At 71.2% G+C, this 18229-nt stretch carries 11 protein-coding genes; 7 read left to right on the forward strand and 4 right to left on the reverse strand.

Annotated features, from left to right (window positions below; translation table 11 throughout):
- Nucleotides 1–178 precede the first annotated feature (178 nt).
- The 3 genes from MTES_RS04880 (at nucleotide 179) to MTES_RS04890 (ending at nucleotide 6333) form a co-directional block, all read left to right on the forward strand.
- A complete protein-coding gene (locus tag MTES_RS04880; RefSeq protein WP_013584092.1) occupies nucleotides 179–4912 on the forward strand; it encodes an ATP-dependent helicase in 4734 nt (1577 codons plus the stop codon).
- Nucleotides 4905–5681, forward strand: coding sequence for a DNA-formamidopyrimidine glycosylase family protein (locus MTES_RS04885; RefSeq protein ID WP_013584093.1), 777 nt, complete (start codon nucleotides 4905–4907; stop codon nucleotides 5679–5681). The genes MTES_RS04880 and MTES_RS04885 overlap by 8 nt, the downstream gene beginning before the upstream one ends.
- Nucleotides 5682–5925: 244 nt before the next feature.
- Nucleotides 5926–6333, forward strand: a complete 408-nt coding sequence (locus MTES_RS04890; RefSeq protein WP_043361032.1) for a transferase — start codon at nucleotides 5926–5928, stop codon at nucleotides 6331–6333.
- 139 nt (nucleotides 6334–6472) lie between these two features.
- Here the strand turns inward: MTES_RS04890 and MTES_RS04895 are convergent, their stop codons facing one another.
- Nucleotides 6473–6862 carry a DUF1304 domain-containing protein gene (locus MTES_RS04895; RefSeq protein ID WP_013584095.1) on the reverse strand — a complete coding sequence of 130 codons (390 nt, stop codon included), beginning with the start codon at nucleotides 6860–6862 and terminating at the stop codon, nucleotides 6473–6475.
- Between the two features lie 182 nt (nucleotides 6863–7044).
- On the opposite strand from MTES_RS04895, the gene MTES_RS04900 reads away from it, so the two are divergent.
- From MTES_RS04900 to MTES_RS04915, 4 genes are all read left to right on the forward strand, one after another.
- Nucleotides 7045–7620 (forward strand): LysR substrate-binding domain-containing protein, encoded by a 576-nt coding sequence (locus MTES_RS04900; protein ID WP_231848145.1) that lies wholly within the window; start codon nucleotides 7045–7047, stop codon nucleotides 7618–7620.
- Nucleotides 7621–7792: 172 nt separating this feature from the next.
- Complete coding sequence (locus MTES_RS04905) at nucleotides 7793–9901, forward strand: CocE/NonD family hydrolase (RefSeq protein WP_013584097.1); 2109 nt, start codon at nucleotides 7793–7795, stop codon at nucleotides 9899–9901.
- 74 nt (nucleotides 9902–9975) lie between these two features.
- The gene (locus MTES_RS04910) at nucleotides 9976–10704 is read left to right on the forward strand and encodes a glutamine amidotransferase-related protein (RefSeq protein WP_013584098.1); all 729 of its coding nucleotides are present in this window, start codon (nucleotides 9976–9978) and stop codon (nucleotides 10702–10704) included.
- A 67-nt stretch (nucleotides 10705–10771) separates the two neighbouring features.
- On the forward strand, nucleotides 10772–11587 hold the full coding sequence (locus MTES_RS04915; protein WP_013584099.1) for a tryptophan-rich sensory protein: 816 nt from the start codon (nucleotides 10772–10774) through the stop codon (nucleotides 11585–11587).
- Nucleotides 11588–11770: 183 nt separating this feature from the next.
- Here the strand turns inward: MTES_RS04915 and treZ are convergent, their stop codons facing one another.
- From treZ to glgX, 3 genes are all read right to left on the reverse strand, one after another.
- Complete coding sequence (gene treZ / locus MTES_RS04920) at nucleotides 11771–13522, reverse strand: malto-oligosyltrehalose trehalohydrolase (protein WP_013584100.1); 1752 nt, start codon at nucleotides 13520–13522, stop codon at nucleotides 11771–11773.
- 97 nt (nucleotides 13523–13619) lie between these two features.
- The gene (gene treY / locus MTES_RS04925) at nucleotides 13620–16001 is read right to left on the reverse strand and encodes a malto-oligosyltrehalose synthase (protein WP_013584101.1); all 2382 of its coding nucleotides are present in this window, start codon (nucleotides 15999–16001) and stop codon (nucleotides 13620–13622) included.
- A 5-nt stretch (nucleotides 16002–16006) separates the two neighbouring features.
- Nucleotides 16007–18229: a glycogen debranching protein GlgX gene (glgX, locus tag MTES_RS04930; RefSeq protein ID WP_167539371.1), complete on the reverse strand. Its 2223-nt coding sequence runs from the start codon at nucleotides 18227–18229 to the stop codon at nucleotides 16007–16009.

Raw genomic sequence — 18229 nt, forward strand, 5'->3', positions numbered from 1 at the left:
GCTCATCGCCGAGACCGCGTGTGTGTGCCGAAACCTCACGCTTTCGCGCCTGATCTTGTGCGGTCTCGCGTATCTCGTGCGGCTTCGCGGACTCGAGACGGCGCGGAAGAACCGCGTTTCCGCGCGGGGCGAACGTCAACCCCGACTCGATGTCGGAGGTCCGAGAGAGGATGTCGGCATGGCTGACGTCCTCGACAGATTCGGTCCTGCGACGCAGGACTGGTTCCGCGGCGCGTTCTCGGCCCCCACCAATGCGCAGAAGGGCGCGTGGGAGTCGGTCTCGTCCGGGCGCAACGCGCTCGTCGTCGCGCCCACCGGCTCCGGAAAGACCCTGTCGGCCTTCCTGTTCGCGATCGACCGCATCTTCCGCGAGAAGACCCCCGAGATCCCGGATGCCGAGCCCCCGCGCCGCGGCAAGAAGGCGGCCCCGAAGGCCCCGGCGACGAACACGCGCGTCCTCTACATCTCCCCGCTCAAGGCCCTCGGCGTCGACGTCGAACGCAACCTCCGCTCGCCGCTCGTCGGGATCGGGCAGTCGGCCCGGCGCCTCGGCATCCAGGTCCCCGGGGTGACGGTCGGCGTCCGCTCCGGAGATACGAGCTCGAGCGACCGCCGCAAGCTCGTCACCGATCCGCCCGACATCCTCATCACGACGCCCGAGTCGCTGTACCTCATGCTGACGAGCCAGGCCGCCGAGACGCTGCGGGGCGTGCACACGGTGATCATCGACGAGGTCCACGCCGTCGCCGCGACCAAGCGCGGCGCGCACCTCGCGGTGAGCCTCGAGCGCCTCGACGCGCTCCTCGAGAAGCCCGCGCAGCGGATCGGACTCTCGGCCACCGTGCGACCGATCGACGAGGTCGCGCGGTTCCTCGGCGGCGCGCAGCCCGTCGACATCGTGGCGCCGAAAGCGACGAAGGCGTTCGACCTGTCGGTCGTCGTGCCGATCGAGGACATGCTCAACCCTCCCCCACCGCCGGGGTCGCCGGCGCCCGACGAGGCGACCGACGGCGAATGGTTCTCCGAGCGGCCCGAGAGCACCGAGATGGCCGGATCGGTCTGGCCGCACGTCGAGGAGGCGATCGTCGATCGCATCCTCGAGCGTCGATCGACGATCGTGTTCTCGAACTCGCGCCGTCTCGCCGAGCGCCTCACCGGGCGACTTAACGAGATCTACGCCGAGCGGGTGGGGATCGATGTGCCCGAGCCGACGGTCCCGGCAGCGATGTGGGTCCACAGAGCAGAGGCTCCGGGCGGCGCGAATGCGCCGGCTGGAGGGGCGAGTGGGGGGGCGCAGGCGGGGTCGACGGCCGGAGTCTCGGCGATCCTCGCCAAAGCCCACCACGGCTCCGTGTCGAAAGAGCAGCGCGCCCAGGTCGAAGACGAGCTCAAGTCCGGCGCTCTGCGCTGCGTCGTGGCGACGAGCAGCCTCGAGCTCGGCATCGACATGGGGGCGGTCGACCTCGTCATCCAGGTCGAGGCACCGCCGAGCGCGGCATCCGGTCTCCAGCGCGTCGGACGCGCGGGACACCAGGTCGGCGAGGTGAGCCGCGCGGCCCTCTTCCCCAAGCACCGCAGCGATGTGCTGCACACCGCCGTCGTCACCGAGCGCATGCTCGCGGGGCGCATCGAGGCGATCGCGGTGCCGCAGAATCCGCTCGACATCCTGGCGCAGCAAACCGTCGCGGCCGCCGCCCTCGGCTCGATCGACGTCGAAGAGTGGTTCGACACCGTCAAGCGCAGCGCGCCGTTCCGCTCGCTGCCGCGCTCGGCCTACGAGGCGACGCTCGACCTCCTCGCCGGGCGCTACCCGTCCGACGAGTTCGCCGAGCTGCGCCCCCGCCTGGTCTGGGACCGCGACGCGGGGACGCTCACCGGCCGACCCGGTGCGCAGCGCATCGCGGTGACCAGCGGCGGAACGATCCCCGATCGCGGGCTCTTCGGTGTCTTCGTGGCGGGCGAGTCCCAGAACGCGCGCGTCGGCGAGCTCGACGAAGAGATGGTGTACGAGTCGCGCGTCAACGACGTCTTCACGCTCGGCACCACGAGCTGGCGCATCGTCGAGATCACCCACGACCGGGTGAACGTCCTGCCCGCCTTCGGCCAGCCCGGCAAGCTGCCGTTCTGGCACGGCGACGGCATCGGCCGCCCCGCCGAACTCGGAGAAGCGCTGGGAAAGTTCTCGCGCGACCTCGCCGGCGCCGAACAGGCCAAGGCCGAGGAGCGCCTGCGCGAATCCGGGCTCGACGACAACGCGATCACCAACCTGCTGTCGTATCTCGCCGAGCAGCGCGAGGCGACCGGGAGCCTCCCCACCGACCGCACCCTGACCGTCGAGCGCAGCCGTGACGAGGTCGGGGACTGGCGCATCATCCTGCACTCCCCCTACGGAATGCAGGTGCACTCGCCCTGGGCCCTCGCGGTGAACGCGCGGATCCGCGAGCGACTGGGCGTCGAGGGCGCCGCCGTCGCGAGCGACGACGGGATCATCGCCCGGGTTCCGGATGCCGCGGCCGAACCGCCCGGAGCCGACCTCTTCGTCTTCGAACCCGACGAGCTCGAGCAGATCGTCACCGACGAGGTCGGCGGCTCGGCGCTGTTCGCCTCGCGTTTCCGCGAGTGCGCCGCGCGGGCGCTGCTGCTCCCGCGGCTCAATCCCAACCGCCGTTCGCCTCTGTGGCAGCAGCGCCAACGCTCGGCGCAGCTGCTCGAGGTCGCGAAGCGGCATCCGTCGTTCCCGATCATCCTCGAGACGCTCCGCGAGGTGCTGCAGGACGTCTACGACCTTCCCGCCCTGCTGCGGGTGACCCGGCAGATCGGCGAGCGGCGGATCCGCCTCGTCGAGATCACCACGTCGCAGCCCTCGCCGTACGCCCGCGACCTGCTCTTCGGGTACGTCGGGGCGTTCATGTACGAGGGCGACTCGCCCCTCGCCGAGCGACGCGCGGCCGCACTCTCGGTCGACCCGGCACTGCTGAGCGAACTGCTCGGCAAGGTCGAGATGCGCGAGCTCCTCGACCCCGAGGTCATCGCGCAGTTCGAGCGCGAAGCGCAGCGCCTCGACCCCGACCGTCGTGCGCGCGGGGTCGAGGGCGTGGCCGACCTCTTGCGCATCCTCGGCCCGCTCGACGCGACCGAGGTCGCCGCCCGCCTCGACGCCGAGAGCGATGCCCTCACCGAGGCCGAGCAGCACCTCGCGACCCTCGTCGACGATCGCCGCGCGATCCGCGTCACGATCGGTGGCGTCTCTCGCGTCGCCGGGATCGAAGACGCCGGGCGGCTCCGCGATGCCCTCGGCGCGGCGCTGCCCGTCGGCATCCCGAACGCCTTCCTCGAACCCCTCGCCGACCCGCTCGGCGACCTGGTCGCGCGGTACGCGCGCACGCACGCGCCGTTCACGACCGACGCTGTCGCCGAGCGGTTGGGCGTCGGCATCGCGGTCGCCCGGTTGACGCTGCAGCGGCTCGAATCGCAGGGCCGTCTGGCGAGCGGCTTCTTCCTGCCGGAGGCCTCGGGCGGCAGCCGTGGCGACGACACCGAATGGTGCGACGTCGAGGTGCTCCGGCGACTGCGCATGCGCTCCCTCGCCGCCATCCGCGGCAGCGTCGAGCCCGTCCCGCCCGCGGCCTACGCGCGCTTCCTCCCCGTGTGGCAGCACCTGGGCCGCCCCCTCGAGGGCATCGACGGCGTCCTCGCGGTCATCGAACAGCTCGCGGGAGTGCCGATCCCGGCGAGCGCGTGGGAGTCGCTCGTGCTCCCCTCCCGCGTCCGCGACTACTCCCCCGCGCTCCTCGACGAGCTCACCGCGACAGGCGAGGTGGTCTGGTCGGGCCACGGCACGCTTCCGGGCCGCGACGGCTGGATCGCCCTGCACCCCGCCGAGGCCGCGCCGTTCACGCTGCAGGATCCCGACGACCCCGACGACCCGGCCCCCGACTCGCTCGAAGCACGCATCCTGGCGGCGCTCGAGGGCGGAGGCGCGTACTTCGCCGCGCAGCTGAAGCAGCTCGCCGGGGCCGAGAACGAGCAGTCGGTCAACGACGCTCTCTGGGCGCTCACCTGGGCGGGACGCGTCACGAACGACACCTTCGCCCCGGTCCGTACGCTGCTCAGCGGCGGAGGGCAGTCGCACCGGGTCGCGCGGCGCGCCCCGCGCGCACGGATGTACCGCGGGGCCACCATGCCTCGGGCGACCTCGGCCCCGCGTCCCCCGTCGCTCGGCGGGCGCTGGTCGCTCCTCCCCGACAGGGAGCCGGATGCCGCCGCCCGCGCGACCGCGACGGCGAGCCTGCTGCTCGACCGGTACGGCGTCGTGACGCGAGGGGCCGTGCAGTCCGAGGGCGTCCCCGGCGGGTTCGCGCAGGTGTACCGGATCCTGGCCGGGTTCGAAGAAGCGGGTCACTGTCGGCGGGGGTACGTCATCGAAAAGCTCGGAGCGGCACAGTTCGCCGCCTCGGCGACGGTCGACCGGCTCCGCGAGTTCGCCGCCGTCGCCGATCCCCCGCCCCTGCGCGCCGTCACCCTCGCTGCGACCGACCCGGCCAACCCCTACGGCGCGGCGCTCGGTTGGCCCGGAATCGAAGGGGTCACCCATCGCCCGGGGCGCAAGGCGGGAGGGCTGGTCGTGCTGGTCGACGGCGAGTTAACCCTGTATCTCGAACGCGGCGGGCGCACCGCCCTCGCGTTCACCGACGACGAGGCCCGCCTCGCGGCCGCCGCGACCGACCTCGCCGAGACGGCGAAACGACGACGGCTCGAGACTCTGACGATCGAGCAGGTCAACGGCGAGTTCGTGTACGGCACGGCGGTCGGTCGCGCGCTGCGCACCGCGGGCTTCGTCGAGTCCCCGAAGGGTCTCACGCTGCGCAAGCTCACCGCGGGCGACACCCTGCGCGAGGCCGCCCGTGCCTGAGGGAGACACCGTCTACCGCGCCGCGGCCAAGCTCTCCGCGGCCCTTGCGGGCAAGGTCGTGACGCGCTTCGACATCCGCGTGCCGGGGAGCGCGACGGCCGACCTGCGCGGGGAGACCGTCCACGAGGTCGCTGCTCGCGGCAAACACCTCCTGCATCGCATCGGCGGCTACACGCTGCACTCGCACCTGAAGATGGAGGGCCGGTGGGACGTCTACCGCCCCGGCGAGCGCTGGCGTCGACCCGCCTTCAAGGCCCGCGCGATCGTCGGGGTGGCGGGTGCCGACGCCGTCGGCTTCGACCTCGCGATGGTCGAGGTGCTCCGCACGACCGACGAGCACACCGTCATCGGCCACCTCGGCCCCGATCTGCTCGCCGACGACTGGGACGAGGCCGAAGCCGTCCGACGCGTCGGGGCCGACACCCGCGAGGTCCATGTCGCTCTGCTCGATCAGCGCAACGTCGCCGGTTTCGGCAACGTCTACGCGAACGAGCTGCTGTTCGTCCGCGGCATCGCCCCGACGACCCCCGCCACCGAGATCGACGTCCCCGCCACGATCGCACTCGGCGAGCGCATGATCCGTGCGAACCTTCCCCGCCCCGAGCGAACGTTCACGGGCGACACGCGCCCCGGCCGCCGGTTCTGGGTCTACGGCCGCGAGGGCGCCCCCTGCCGCCGATGCGGAACCCCGATCCGCGCGACCGCGCTCGGGGCTTCGGCGACGAGCGAACGCAACGTGTATTGGTGCCCCACCTGTCAGCCCGGGTGACCGTCGAACCGTCCCGATGAATCAGCGCCCCTCCGGTGCGCTCCTGTCAACCCGGCTCGCCCAGCCAGGCGAGCGTGCGAGAACAGGAGGACGCAACATCGTCGGGAGTCCTCGCCGCACTTCTCTCGACATCGAGCAAACCGATGGCGGCACGGGCGACGAAGAACCATTCGAGGGAATGAAGGGCATTCCCCACCCGTTGTCATACATGTCGGCTGAATCCGAGAGTCGACCGGAGGGGATCGTGGGTAAGAACTACATCGACATCGAAAACGACCACGGCGAGACGCTGCGCTACCGCAAGCACGTCAACGGTCGCGGACTCGTCGCGCACGGCGCGAAGGTCCACCCGTCGGCGCTGGTCGAGAACGGCGCCTACGTCGAACCCGGCGTGCAGATCGCCGCGGGTGTTCATGTCGGCCGCGGGGCGTGGATCGAGTCCGACGCCGTCATCGGACCCGAGGCACGCATCGAGCCGCACGCGCACATCTGCGCGGGCGCGGTCATCGGCGCGGGCGCTCACATCGGCGTTCGCACGCAGGTGGGACACAACGCCCGCATCGCAACGGGCTCGCTCATCGGCGACGACGAGATCATCAACGACGGCGAGGCCGTCGCCACCGACCAGCGGGGACTCCGCCTGGCCGCGTGACCCCGCCTGTCCGACGGCCGTCCAACGGCCTCACGACCCGCACGACTCCTCGGGGCGTGCGGGTTTTCGTTTTCCCGGGGCCGGAGAGGGGCATCGTGCGGTGCCGGAGCCGCCCCTCACGGCACCGGGCACGCGCGCCTCACGCGAGGATCGCGAGCACCAGGCCGATGAGCGGCAGCGTGCCCTGAATGGTCGCGGGGCGCAGGTACTTGCTGCCCGACGTCACGAGCACGAGCGCCGCACCCAGCATCGAGCCGAGCGAGAAGATCAGCAGGGTGCGTCCGGCGACGTCGCCGACGCCGTTGACGATCCAGAACAGGATGCCGATGATCGCACCGATCGCGAGGAACAGGTTGTAGAAGCCCTGGTTGTACGCCATGGGCTTCGTGGCATCCGCCGTCTTCTGGTCGGCGATCCCGAAGACCTTCCACGTCTTCGGCTGCGACCAGCGCACGCTCTCGAGCACGAAGATGTAGACGTGCAGCAGGGCAGCAAGGCCCGCGAAAACAAGCGCCAGGATACCGATCATGCGGTCTACGTTACTCGCGCGGATAGCCTGGGACCATGGCGAACGGCAGCGGGTCCCGGGGGCGCGGCACCGGCGGCGGCGCTCGGAAGGGCGCAGCGGCACGCCCCGCGACGCCGAAACGACCCGCGAAAGCGAGAACACCTCGCCCGGCGCCCGTTCCGCCGGAGCCCCCGCGCAGCTTCGTGCTGGGCGCCGTTCCCGGCGCGACCCCGGGCAAGTGGATCGGGCTGTGGCGCGAACGTATGCCGCACGTCTCGCTCGAACTGCGTGAGATCGACGTCGCCGGCCAGCGGGCGCACCTCGACGACGTGGACGCCGCGCTCGTGCGGCTTCCCGTCGAGGCATCCGATGATCTCCACCTCATCCCGCTCTACGAGGAGCAACCCGTCGTCGTGATGTCGGTCGACTCGCACCTGACCGCCGGCGATGAGCTCGACACCGCGGATCTGGCGGGCGAGGTCGTGATCGTCCCCACGGACGACGTGCTCGGTGCACGGATCCCGGATGCCGTCGCCCCGGCGTTCGCGCCCCCGGCGGACACCGAAGAAGCCATCGCGACGGTGGCCGCGGGCGTCGGCGTCGTGATCGTTCCGATGTCGCTCGCGCGCGCCCACCAGCGCCGCGACGTCGAGTACCGCGTGCTGCGCGACGGCCCGGTCTCCACCGTGGCGCTCGCGTGGCTCCGGGACCGCACCACGCCGGACGTCGAGACGTTCGTCGGCATCGTGCGGGGTCGCACAGCGCGCTCCTCGCGCTGACCGCGGGCCGCTCCGCCCCCGCGGCGCCGACCCGCGCCTGAGCTCCCGCCCCTCACCCGCGGCGCCGACCCGCACTTGACGCTCCGCTCCGCGTGAGGGTCCGACCCGCGCAAGACGGGTCGAACCCTGCGCGATAGGGTGCGATCGACGCGCACCGCGAAGGGGAGACGGAATGCACGGTCGTACAGCGACGAAGGCCTTGGCGGTGGCCGTCGTGCTCACCCTGATCGGCGCGGCTCCCGCCGTCGCCGCCGACACGAGCGGTTCCGCGTCAGGGCCCGTCGTGCGCTCCGCGGAGGCGCCCGAGCCCGCGGAGGCGCCCGAGCCTGAGACCACACCCGACGACACCCCCACGCCCGCCCCGGACGCCGTCGCCACCGCCGACACCGACCCCGACGTCTCCAAGGGTGTCACCCACGCGCAGAACCCTTCGGTCCCTGAGGGGGCGGTCTGGACCGAGCACTACCTGCCGTCGTCGGTCGCCAACCGCAACGGCGACCCCGTCGAACTGCATGCCGACGTGCTCCGACCGGCCGGGCTGCCGGCGGACGCCCGCACGCCCGTGATCCTCATCAGCGGTCCGTATCTCTCGCACGCCGGCCAGCAGGCCGACGAGGAGAAGGCCTTCACCGGCCCCTCCCTGCGTCACCGTGCCTTCATCGACGACGGCGGTCTCTTCGCCGCCGGATACACCGTGGTGTTCGGCGACCTGCGCGGCTTCGGCGGGAGCTCCGGCTGCTACGACTTCACCGGTCCGGGCGAGCAGGCCGACGTGCGCGCCTTCGTGGAGTGGGCGGCATCCGCTCCGTGGTCGACGGGTCGCGTGGGGATGTACGGGAAGTCCTACGACGCGGTCACCGGGCTCATCGGTCTCGCCGACCGGCCCGCGGGGCTCGCGGCCGTCGTCGCGCAGGAGCCGTCGTGGAATCTCTACGACTACCTCTACGAGAACGGCATCCCCGCCGAGAACAACCGCACGACGATCGACGCGTACAACGGCATCGCGGCCCTCCCCGGGATCGACCATCCCGGCACGGTGGACGGTGTCGTCGTCCCGCCGGACACCGAGCGCTATCGAACCAACGCCGCGTACGAGCAGACCCACCCCGAGTGCGCCGCCGGCATTCTGGCCGACACCTTGGCATCCGACCGCGCCTCGTCGTTCTGGAGTGCCCGCGACACCGCCCGTCGCGCGGCGGGGTCGACGGTCCCGCTGTTCCTGACGCAGGGATGGACCGAGAGGAACACGCGGCCGGAGGGCATGGCGGAGTTCCTGGATGCCATCGAGGGGCCGGTGAGCGGGTGGGCGGGGCCGTGGGACCACGTCTCCGGCAACGATGTCGATGACGAGGGGCGTCTGAAGATGGGCCGCGCCGGGTGGATCGATGAGGTGCGGGCGTTCTTCGACGCGCACCTGCTCGGCGCGCCGGCCCCCGACCCGGCCTGGGCGCTGCAGGACAACGAGGGGCGCTGGCGCCTGCAGGCGTCCTGGCCCGGCGTCACGCGGGAGCTCACCGCTCCTCTCGCCCCCGGCTCGTACGTCGACACCGGACGCGGCGCCGACGCACTGCAGCCCGATGAAGAGGTCGACGGCTCGTTCTTCGGCACCGCACCCCGCGACGCGCAGAGCATCGGGGCCTCCCAGACGCTTTCGACCCCCGTGGACGAGCCCACCCGGCTGAGCGGGCGGGCGTCCCTGAGCCTGCGGACTCAGGGGACCGGCGTCGCGCACGCGCGCCTCTGGGACGTCGATCCCGCAGGCGTTCCGACGCTGATCGTCGAGGAGGCCGCGCCGGTGGACGCCTCGGGGACGACCCGGATGCACCTGCGCAACGTCGAGTGGACGCTCGAGCCCGGTCACGCGCTCCTCGTCACGGTGGGAACGACCGACTCGCTCGCGTGGCGGCCCTCCCCGAGCGAGCAGACGGTCACGATCGAAAGCGGAGAGGTGACCCTCCCGCTGCAGGCGACGACCGGCGACGTGCCCACCGAGGGGCAACCGGCCCCCTTCCTGTCCACCTACCTCGCGGACGCGCGCTGGCCCGTCCCCATCACCACGACGGCGAGCTTCACTCTGGCCGAAGTCGCGCCGACGCCCGCCCCCTCCGCTTCGACCGTCCCGCCCGCCCGCCTCGCGGAGTCCGGGATGCCGTCGAGCCCGGGCCTCGCCGTCGGAGGGGCCGCCGCGCTCCTCGCGGGAGCCCTCCTCGTTGCGGTCCGACGATCACGCGCCGGCGCGGCCCTCGAGCGGGGGACAGGACGGGGCGGTCCCCGCCGCTGACACCCGGAATGCCCGTGCGGCGTCATGCGTCGCGAAAGGTCCTCCCCTCGGCCGCCTCCGCATAGAATCCTCGGATGACCGGTCGCCTGCTCTACGTCTGCGCTCGCCCGCAGCGCGAGGCGGCCGTGGCCGAGTGGGCGTCGTTCCGCGACGGCCTCGGCGTGGGCGACGACGACCTCGTCCATCACGATCTCGTGCGCGAGCCCCTGCCCGCGGATCTCGACCGGTACGCGGGCGTCGTCGTGGGCGGCAGCCCCTTCAACGTCACCGACCCCGACAAGACCGAGGAGCAGCGCCGCCTCGAGAGCGACCTCGAGCGTCTCGCCGCGGCGGCGATCGAGGGGCGCACGAACGCCCTCTTCACCTGCTTCGGCATCGGCGTGGTGACGCGCCTGCTGGGCGGCGAGGTCACCCTCCTGCACCCGGAGGGCACCGGCCCCGCCGACATCACGCTGACCGAGGCCGGTCGCGCCGACGAGCTCTTCGGCATCCTGAGCCCCCGTTTCGAGGCGCTGACCGCGCACAAGGAGGGCACCGCGAGCGTGCCGCCGACCGCGACGCTGCTCGCGGAGAACGACGCCTGCCCCGTCCAGGCCTACCGCGCCGGCACCGGACTCTGGGCGACGCAGTTCCACCCGGAGCCCACCGCCGACGCCTTCGTCGCGCGCATGGAGGTCTACCGCGACGCCGGGTACTTCGACGCGGAGGCGTTCGACCAGGTCTCGGCCCACGTGCGCACGGTCTCGGTCGAGCAGCCCACGCTCTTGCTGCGGTCCTTCGCCGCGCGCGCCGTCGCCGCCTGACCGTCCCCGCAGGCCGCGATGTCAAGCCCGCAGCCCCGATCTCGCTAGCTTATCTAGGCTTTCCTTCATGAACGCAGCAACTTCATGGCGGGGGAACGACCTCGCGCGTCAGATCGTCGTCCTCTCCGCGGTGTCGTTCATGCTCATCGCGGCCGTGATCGGGGCCGGCGCCTTCGGCAACTCGGCGGTCCAGGATCAGCAGGGCGGCGCCCTCAACACCGACGGGTCGTACCTCGCCCCGGCCGGACCCGCCTTCTCGATCTGGTCGGTGATCTACCTCGGACTCATCGCCTACGCGATCTGGCAGGCCCTCCCCCGTCAGCGGACGAACCCGCGCCAGCGCGCGCTCGGGTGGCTCATCGCCCTGACGATGACCCTCAACGGTCTCTGGCTCGTCGCCGCGCGCTTCGGCACGCTCTTCCTCACCGTGGTCGTCATCGTGCTGCTTCTCGCCGCCCTCGGCTGGACGTTCCACGTCGCGGTCACCACGCGCGAACCGCGGGGCGGGGCGGTCGACTCCGTGCTGATCGACGGCGTCACGGGCCTGCACCTCGGCTGGGTCACCCTCGCCACGGTCGCCAACACGGCCGCGTGGCTCACGACCATCGCCCCGTCGTCCTGGGAGAAGGCAGCGGATGCCATCGGCATCGCCGTCCTCGTCGTGGTGGGCCTCATCGGCCTGGCGATCGCGTGGCGGAGCTCCTGGCGGATCACCCCCGCCCTGGCGCTGGCGTGGGGTCTGAGCTGGCTCGCGGTCGAGCGCTTCGGCGGCGAACCGCGGAGCACCGGCATCGGCGTGATGGCGATCATCGTCGCCGTGTTCGTGCTGCTGCCGCCGGCGGTCATCCGCATCCTGCGCCTGGTCCGGCCGTCGGTCGACTGACCTCTCCCGAACCTCGTCCCACTTATGGCTGGTTGCAGCCCCTCCCACGAGCCATAAGTGGGACATGCTCCGCCAGAAGTGGGACGAGGAGAGCGAGCAGGCGGGCAGCGGGGCGCGCTCGGCGGAATCCGCACACAGAGAACGCCCCACCCGACCGGGAGGTCGGACGGGGCGTTCTCCGCGTCAGAGGGCCGGACCCGCGATCGCGCTGCCACCCGCCGGAACGGTGAGTTCGGTGCCCTCGAGCACCACGCCCTCCACCGTCGCCAGGAGCACCCGGGCACCGGGGACGACGGATGCCGAGGCCTCGGCATCCGAAAGGTTGACGACGACCACGAGGTCGCCGCGACGCAGCTCGTACACGCGGCCACCGGTCGCCTCGCGCGCCGCGGCCGACAGGCCCTCGCGCGAGGGGTCGGTGAGTTCGGGGCGCTCGCGACGGAGCTTCGCCAGCTCGCGGTAGAGGCCCAGCAGCTGCGCGTGATCGCCCTCGCCGACCTCGTCCCAGTCGAGCTTCGAGTTCTCGAAGGTCGAGGGATCCTGCGGGTCGGGGACGGTCGACTCGTCCCAGCCCATCTTCGCGAACTCGGCGATGCGCCCCTCGGCCGTGGCCTTGCCCAGCTCGGGTTCAGGGTGCGAGGTGAAGAACTGCCAGGGGGTCGTGGCACCCCACTCCTCGCCCATGAACAGCATGGGCGTCCCGGGGGCGGTGAGCGTCAGCACGGCCGCCGCGGCGAGGCGCTCGTAGCCGAGCGTCTGCGACAGACGGTCGCCGGCGGCGCGGTTGCCGATCTGGTCGTGATCCTGCGCGAAGGTCACCAGGCGCCAGTTGGGCACGGCCGCCGGGATCGGCTTGCCGTGCTTCTCCTCACGGAACGACGAGTACGTGCCGTCGTGGAAGAAGCCGCCCTCGCTGACCTTGCGGAACGCGTCCAGGTCGGCGAAGTCCTCGTAGTACCCGATCGTCTCGCCGGTGAGGGCGACGTGCGCGGTGTGATGCCAGTCGTCCGACCACTGCGCGGTCAGCCCGTACCCGCCGGCCTCGCGCGGGAGGATCAGCTTCGGGTCGTTCATGTCGCTCTCGGCGATGGTCGTGAGCGGGATGCCGCGGTGCGCCGACAGGGCGTCGGTGCGCTCGGCGATCTCCTGTAGCACGTGGGGGTCGCGGTGATCGAGCAGCGCGTGCACGGCATCGAGGCGCAGACCGTCGACGTGATAGTCGCTCATCCACATCAGCGCGTTCTCGACGATGTAGGCGCGCACCGCGTCTTCGTCGAGGTTGACCGAGTCGCCCCAGGTGTTGCGGCTGCCCTCGCGCAGGTACTCGCCGAAGAGGGGCAGGTAGTTGCCGGAGGGGCCGAGGTGGTTGTAAACAACGTCCTGGATGACGGCCAGCCCCGCCGCGTGCGCGGCGTCGACGAAGCGCTGGTACGCCTCGGGTCCGCCGTACGCCTCGTGGACGGTGTACCAGAGCACCCCGTCGTAGCCCCAGTTCCACGTGCCGTTGAAGCCGTTCACCGGCAGCAACTCCACGTGGGTCACACCGAGGTCGACGAGGTGCTCCAGTCGTCCGATCGCGGCATCCAGAGTCCCCTCGGGGGTGAAGGTGCCGAGGTGCAGCTCGTAGATGAGGCCGCCCGCGAGCTGTTTTCCCGTCCATGCGGCGTCGTTCCAGGCGTACACGCTCGGGTCGAACCAGGCCGAGGCTTCGTGCACACCCCCGGGCTGGCGCCGCGAGCGCGGGTCGGGGCGGAGGTCGTCGCCGTCGCCGAGGACGAAGCCGTACCGCTCGCCGTCGGCGAGCTCGACCGGGGCGGTCCACCACCCGTCGGCGGCCCCGACCATCTCGATGTCTTCGACGACGGAGTCGCCGCTGTCGTCGAGCCGGCGCAGCCGCACTCGCTCTGCCCGGGGTGCCCAAACGTCGATGCTCATGGGGTGTCCTTCCGCGTGAGGGGTCGAGAAATGTCGCTCGACGCCGCGTGAGGCGACAGGAGACGACCCCTCACGTGGCGAGAACGAGGGACGGCGGTCACAGAATGAGGAGGGCCACGGGCAGGAACGCCAGCAGATCCGCCAGGGGCGTGGGACCACCGGCGAAGGTGCGGCCGGTCAGCACGTCGATGACCGGTGTGTCCGGCAGCAGAACCACCGTGTCGCGCCAGCCGCCCGCAGCCGCGAGGCTGTGCGGCAGCCGCGTCGCCACGGCGAACACGCCTCCGCGGTCGAAGGCGACGACATGATCGGCTGCCGAACCCGCGGCCTCGAGCGGACGGTAGACCTCGAGCGGGTGATCGCGACGCAACCGCAGGGCGCGGGAGGTCACGAGCAGTTTGGCCGCGCCCGTGGCATCCACCGACGGAAGAGGGGCTCCGGGCGCGTCGAGCTCATCGAGGATCCGCCGACGCTCGGCGAAGTCGACCGCGCGACGGTTGTCGGGGTCGACGAGCGACTGCTCCCACAGCTCCGAGCCCTGGTAGACGTCGGGGACGCCCGGACCCATGATCTGCAGCAGTTTCGCCGACAGCCCGTTCGACCAGCCCGCGGGCGAGATCTCATCGACGAACGCGCGCACGCGCTCGGCCGCGGGACCGGTGGCCGCGTCGACGACCGCGTGCATGCGCTCCTCGAAGGCTTCGTCCTGCTCCCTCCAGCCGGTGACCTCGGAGGCCTCGCGAGCCGCCTTCTCGGCGTAGGCGTGCAGGCGCTCGCGATACTCGGACAGCCCGTGGCGGGTCGAGGCCGACGCGGGCCACGCCCCCACGATGGCCTGCCACAGGAGCGCGTCGAAGGGACCGTGCCCGGTCGAGGCGATCTCACGGAACTCCGCGAGGACCTCTGCCCAGCGCTCCGGGATCTCGGCCAGCACCGCGATGCGGGCACGGGTGTCCTCGCCGCGCTTGGTGTCGTGGGTCGACAGCGTGGTCATGGCGGTGGGCCAGGACGCGTGCCGGAGGGCTTGGGCGGTGTGGAAGCCGTGCACGTCGAGCGCGAACTGGCCGGGGTCGCCTCCCACCTCGGTGAGCGAGCCGAGCCGGGTGTAACGGTAGAACGCCGTGTCCTCGACGCCCTTGGCCATGACCGGGCCGGTCGTCTGCTGGAAACGCCAGGCGATCTCGAGGGAGGTGTCGGCGAGCGCCGGCACGAGCTTCTCGATCACGTCGCCCAGCTCGGGACGGCGGACCTCGGCCTCCCCGGCGGCGGCATCCAGGTGGGCGCGGCCGGCGGGGAGGTACGAGCGGTACACGGGGAAGCACGCGAGGATCTCGGCGAGGGCATCCTGCAGGACGTCATTCTCGAACTCGTCGCGGAGCGCGCCCGGAAGGCCCCGCACGATCCGTCGGATCTCGGAGACCTGGATCGAGTCCGCGATCTTGCGCTTCGTGTCGTGGATGAGGTCGTGCCAGCCGGTCAGCGGCTCGAGGTCGCTGTCGGCGCGGAGGCGGGCGTCGAGCGCGTCGAGCGCGGCCTCTCCCGCCGGGTCGGTGAGCACGCGGTCGATCTCGGCGAGCGCGTCGTACCCGGTCGTGCCCGCGGTCTTCCACCACGACGGCAGGGCTTCGCCGTGCTCGAGGATCTTCTCCACCAGCACGTAACCGGCATCCTCGCCGCCCGCTTCTTCGAGTGCGTCGGAGAGACGGTCGAGGTATCCGCCGGGGTCGACGAGCCCGTCCGGGTGGTCGACCCGCAGGCCGTCGGCGAGGCCCTCGCGCACCCAGCGCAGGATCTCCGCGTGCGTGGCGTCGAACACCTCGGGCAGCTCGACGCGCACGCCCGCGAGGGTCGTGACGGCGAAGAAGCGGCGGTAGTTGAGGTCGGCCGCCTCGTCCTGCCAGAAACGGAGTTCGAAGTTCTGCGCGTCGAGGAGCGCGCGGATGTCCGAGGTCCCCGTCCCCGGCGCGACCGGGAAGACGTGGTCGTAGTAGCGGATCAGCCCGTCGGGGGCGTCGTCCGCCGGCGTCGGGTCGTACGAGATCTCATCGATCACGTCCGCGAGGTCCGCGCCCAGCACCGGAACGCGCACCTTGCCGCCGCCGAACTCCCAGTCGATGTCGAAGGCCGTCGCGTGAGCCGAGGCTCGACCCTGACGCAGCACGTCCCACCACCACGCGTTGGCGCGCGGATCCGAGACGCCCATGTGGTTGGGGACGATGTCGATGAGGATGCCGAGCTCCTCGGCGCGCGCCGCCTCGACGAAGCGCGAGAGGCCCTCGGCTCCGCCGCGGGCGGGGTCCACGCGCGTGACGTCGACGACGTCGTATCCGTGGTCCGAACCGGGAGTGGCCTCGAGCAGCGGCGAGAGGTACGCCCACGAGACCCCGAGGCGACCGAGGTAGTCGGTCACCTCGGCGGCGTCGTCGAGGGTGAACGATTCGCGGATCTGCAGGCGGTAGGTCGAAAGCGGATGCCGCATCTCGGTCACAGCTCCGGCTTGGGCGCCTGGCCGGGCAGGTCGTCGGCCCCGACCACCTGGATCTGCGCGGTGAGGGAGGCCGCGACCGAGTGATCGACCTCGGGCTCGGGCAGGTGGTGCTCGCGCAGCACGATGAGCGACTTCGGCTCGAGCGGCAGCGTCTGCCCCGGGTTCAGCGGTTCGGTGTTCGCGCGCTCCCCGGCAGTATCGACGTACGCGTCCCACTCGGGCGCGTACTCGAAGGCCGGCAGGACGAAGTCCACCGGCTCGTCACCGGCGTTGAACAGCACGAGGAAGTGGTCGTCGCTGATCGACTCGCCACGACGGTCGCGCTCGCGGATCCCCTGGCCGTTGAGGAACACGCCGACGGCTCGCCCGAACCCGCTGTCCCAGTCCTCGGGCTGCATGAGGGAGCCGTCGGGGCGCAGCCACACCACGTCGGGGATCGGCGCACCCTCCTCCATCTTGACCGGGCGACCGTCGAAGAAGCGGCTGCGGCGGAAGGTGGGGTGCTGCTTGCGCAGCCGCGCGAGGGCCGCGGTGAACTCGATGAGCGGGTGGTCGACGCTCGACCAGTCCACCCACGTGATCTCGTTGTCCTGCGCGTAGCCGTTGTTGTTTCCGCCCTGCGTGCGGCCGAGCTCATCACCGTGCAGCAGCATCGGCACGCCCTGGCTGAGCAGGAGCGTCGCGATGAAGTTGCGCTGCTGCTGCGCCCGGCGCTTCAGCACCGCGGGGTCGTCGGTGGGACCCTCGACGCCCATGTTGCTCGAGCGGTTGTGCGATTCGCCGTCGTTGTTGTCCTCGCCGTTGGCCTCGTTGTGCTTCTCGTTGTACGAGACGAGGTCGCGGAGCGTGAAACCGTCGTGGGCGGTGACGAAGTTGATGGATGCCACCGGGAATCGCCCCGAGTGCTCGTACAGATCCGCCGAGCCGGTGAGACGCGACGCGAACTCCGCGAGCGCCTGCGGCTCGCCGCGCCAGAAGTCGCGGACCGTGTCGCGGTACTTGCCGTTCCACTCCGTCCACTGGGGCGGGAAGTTGCCGACCTGGTACCCGCCGGGGCCGACGTCCCACGGCTCGGCGATGAGCTTGACCTGCGAGACGATCGGGTCCTGCTGGACGAGCTCGAAGAAGGCCGCGAGGCGGTCCACCTCGTAGAACTCGCGGGCGAGGGTCGAGGCGAGGTCGAAGCGGAAGCCGTCGACGTGCATTTCGAGCACCCAGTAGCGCAGCGAGTCCATGATCAGCTGCAACGTGTGGGGGTTGCCCACGTTCATGCTGTTGCCGGTGCCGGTGTAGTCGGTGTAGTACCGCTTGTCGTCGTCTTCGAGGCGGTAGTAGGCCTCGTTGTCGATGCCGCGCATCGACAGGGTCGGGCCCATGTGGTTGCCCTCGGCGGTGTGGTTGTAGACCACGTCGAGGATGACCTCGATGCCGGCCGCGTGCAGCGCCTTGACCATGGCCTTGAACTCCTGCACCTGCTGGCCGTGGTCGCCGGTCGAGGAGTAGGTGTTCTGCGGGGCGAGGAACGCGATGGTGTTGTAGCCCCAGTAGTTCGACAGGCCCTTCTCTTCGAGGGTCGAGTCGTTGACGAACTGGTGCACCGGCATGAGCTCGATGGCGGTGACGCCGAGCTTGCGCAGGTGGTCGATCACGGCCGGGTGGGCGATGCCGGCGTACGTGCCGCGCAGCTCTTCCGGCACGTCGGGATGCAGCTGGGTCAGGCCCTTCACGTGCGCCTCGTAGATGAACGTCTCGGCGTACGGGGTCTTCGGCTGGCGATCGCCCGACCAGTCGAAGAACGGGTTGACGACCACGCCCTTCATCATGTGCGCGGCGGAGTCCTCGTCGTTGAACGAGTCGGGGTCGCCGAACTCATAGCTGAAGACGGGCTGGCCCCAGTCGATCTGGCCCTCGACGGCCTTGGCGTAGGGATCGAGCAGCAGCTTGCTCGGGTTGAACCGCTTGCCCTCTGCGGGGGCGTACTCGCCGTAGACGCGGTAGCCGTACCGCTGCCCGGGGAGGATGTTGGGGAGATAGGCGTGCCAGACGAACGCGTCGACGTCGATCAGTTCGAAGCGCGTCTCCGTCCCGTCCTCGTCGAACAGGCACAGCTCGACCTTCTCCGCCCCCTCGCTGAAGAGGGCGAAATTCGTCCCGTTACCGTCGTAGGTGGCCCCGAGGGGATAGCTGGATCCTGGCCATAGCTGCTGCACGTCGCTCAC

This window comes from Microbacterium testaceum StLB037, from assembly GCF_000202635.1.
GTDB classification, from domain to species: Bacteria; Actinomycetota; Actinomycetes; order Actinomycetales; family Microbacteriaceae; genus Microbacterium; species Microbacterium testaceum_F.

Bases quoted from the DNA above. Each gene is read 5' to 3' on its own strand.
- MTES_RS04880 (WP_013584092.1), top strand. From the start codon at position 179: ATGGCTGACGTCCTCGACAGATTCGGTCCTGCGACGCAGGACTGGTTC.
- MTES_RS04895 (WP_013584095.1), bottom strand. From the start codon at position 6,862: ATGATCGGTATCCTGGCGCTTGTTTTCGCGGGCCTTGCTGCCCTGCTG.
- MTES_RS04905 (WP_013584097.1), top strand. From the start codon at position 7,793: ATGCACGGTCGTACAGCGACGAAGGCCTTGGCGGTGGCCGTCGTGCTC.
- MTES_RS04910 (WP_013584098.1), top strand. From the start codon at position 9,976: ATGACCGGTCGCCTGCTCTACGTCTGCGCTCGCCCGCAGCGCGAGGCG.
- MTES_RS04915 (WP_013584099.1), top strand. From the start codon at position 10,772: ATGAACGCAGCAACTTCATGGCGGGGGAACGACCTCGCGCGTCAGATC.
- treZ (WP_013584100.1), bottom strand. From the start codon at position 13,522: ATGAGCATCGACGTTTGGGCACCCCGGGCAGAGCGAGTGCGGCTGCGC.
- treY (WP_013584101.1), bottom strand. From the start codon at position 16,001: ATGCGGCATCCGCTTTCGACCTACCGCCTGCAGATCCGCGAATCGTTC.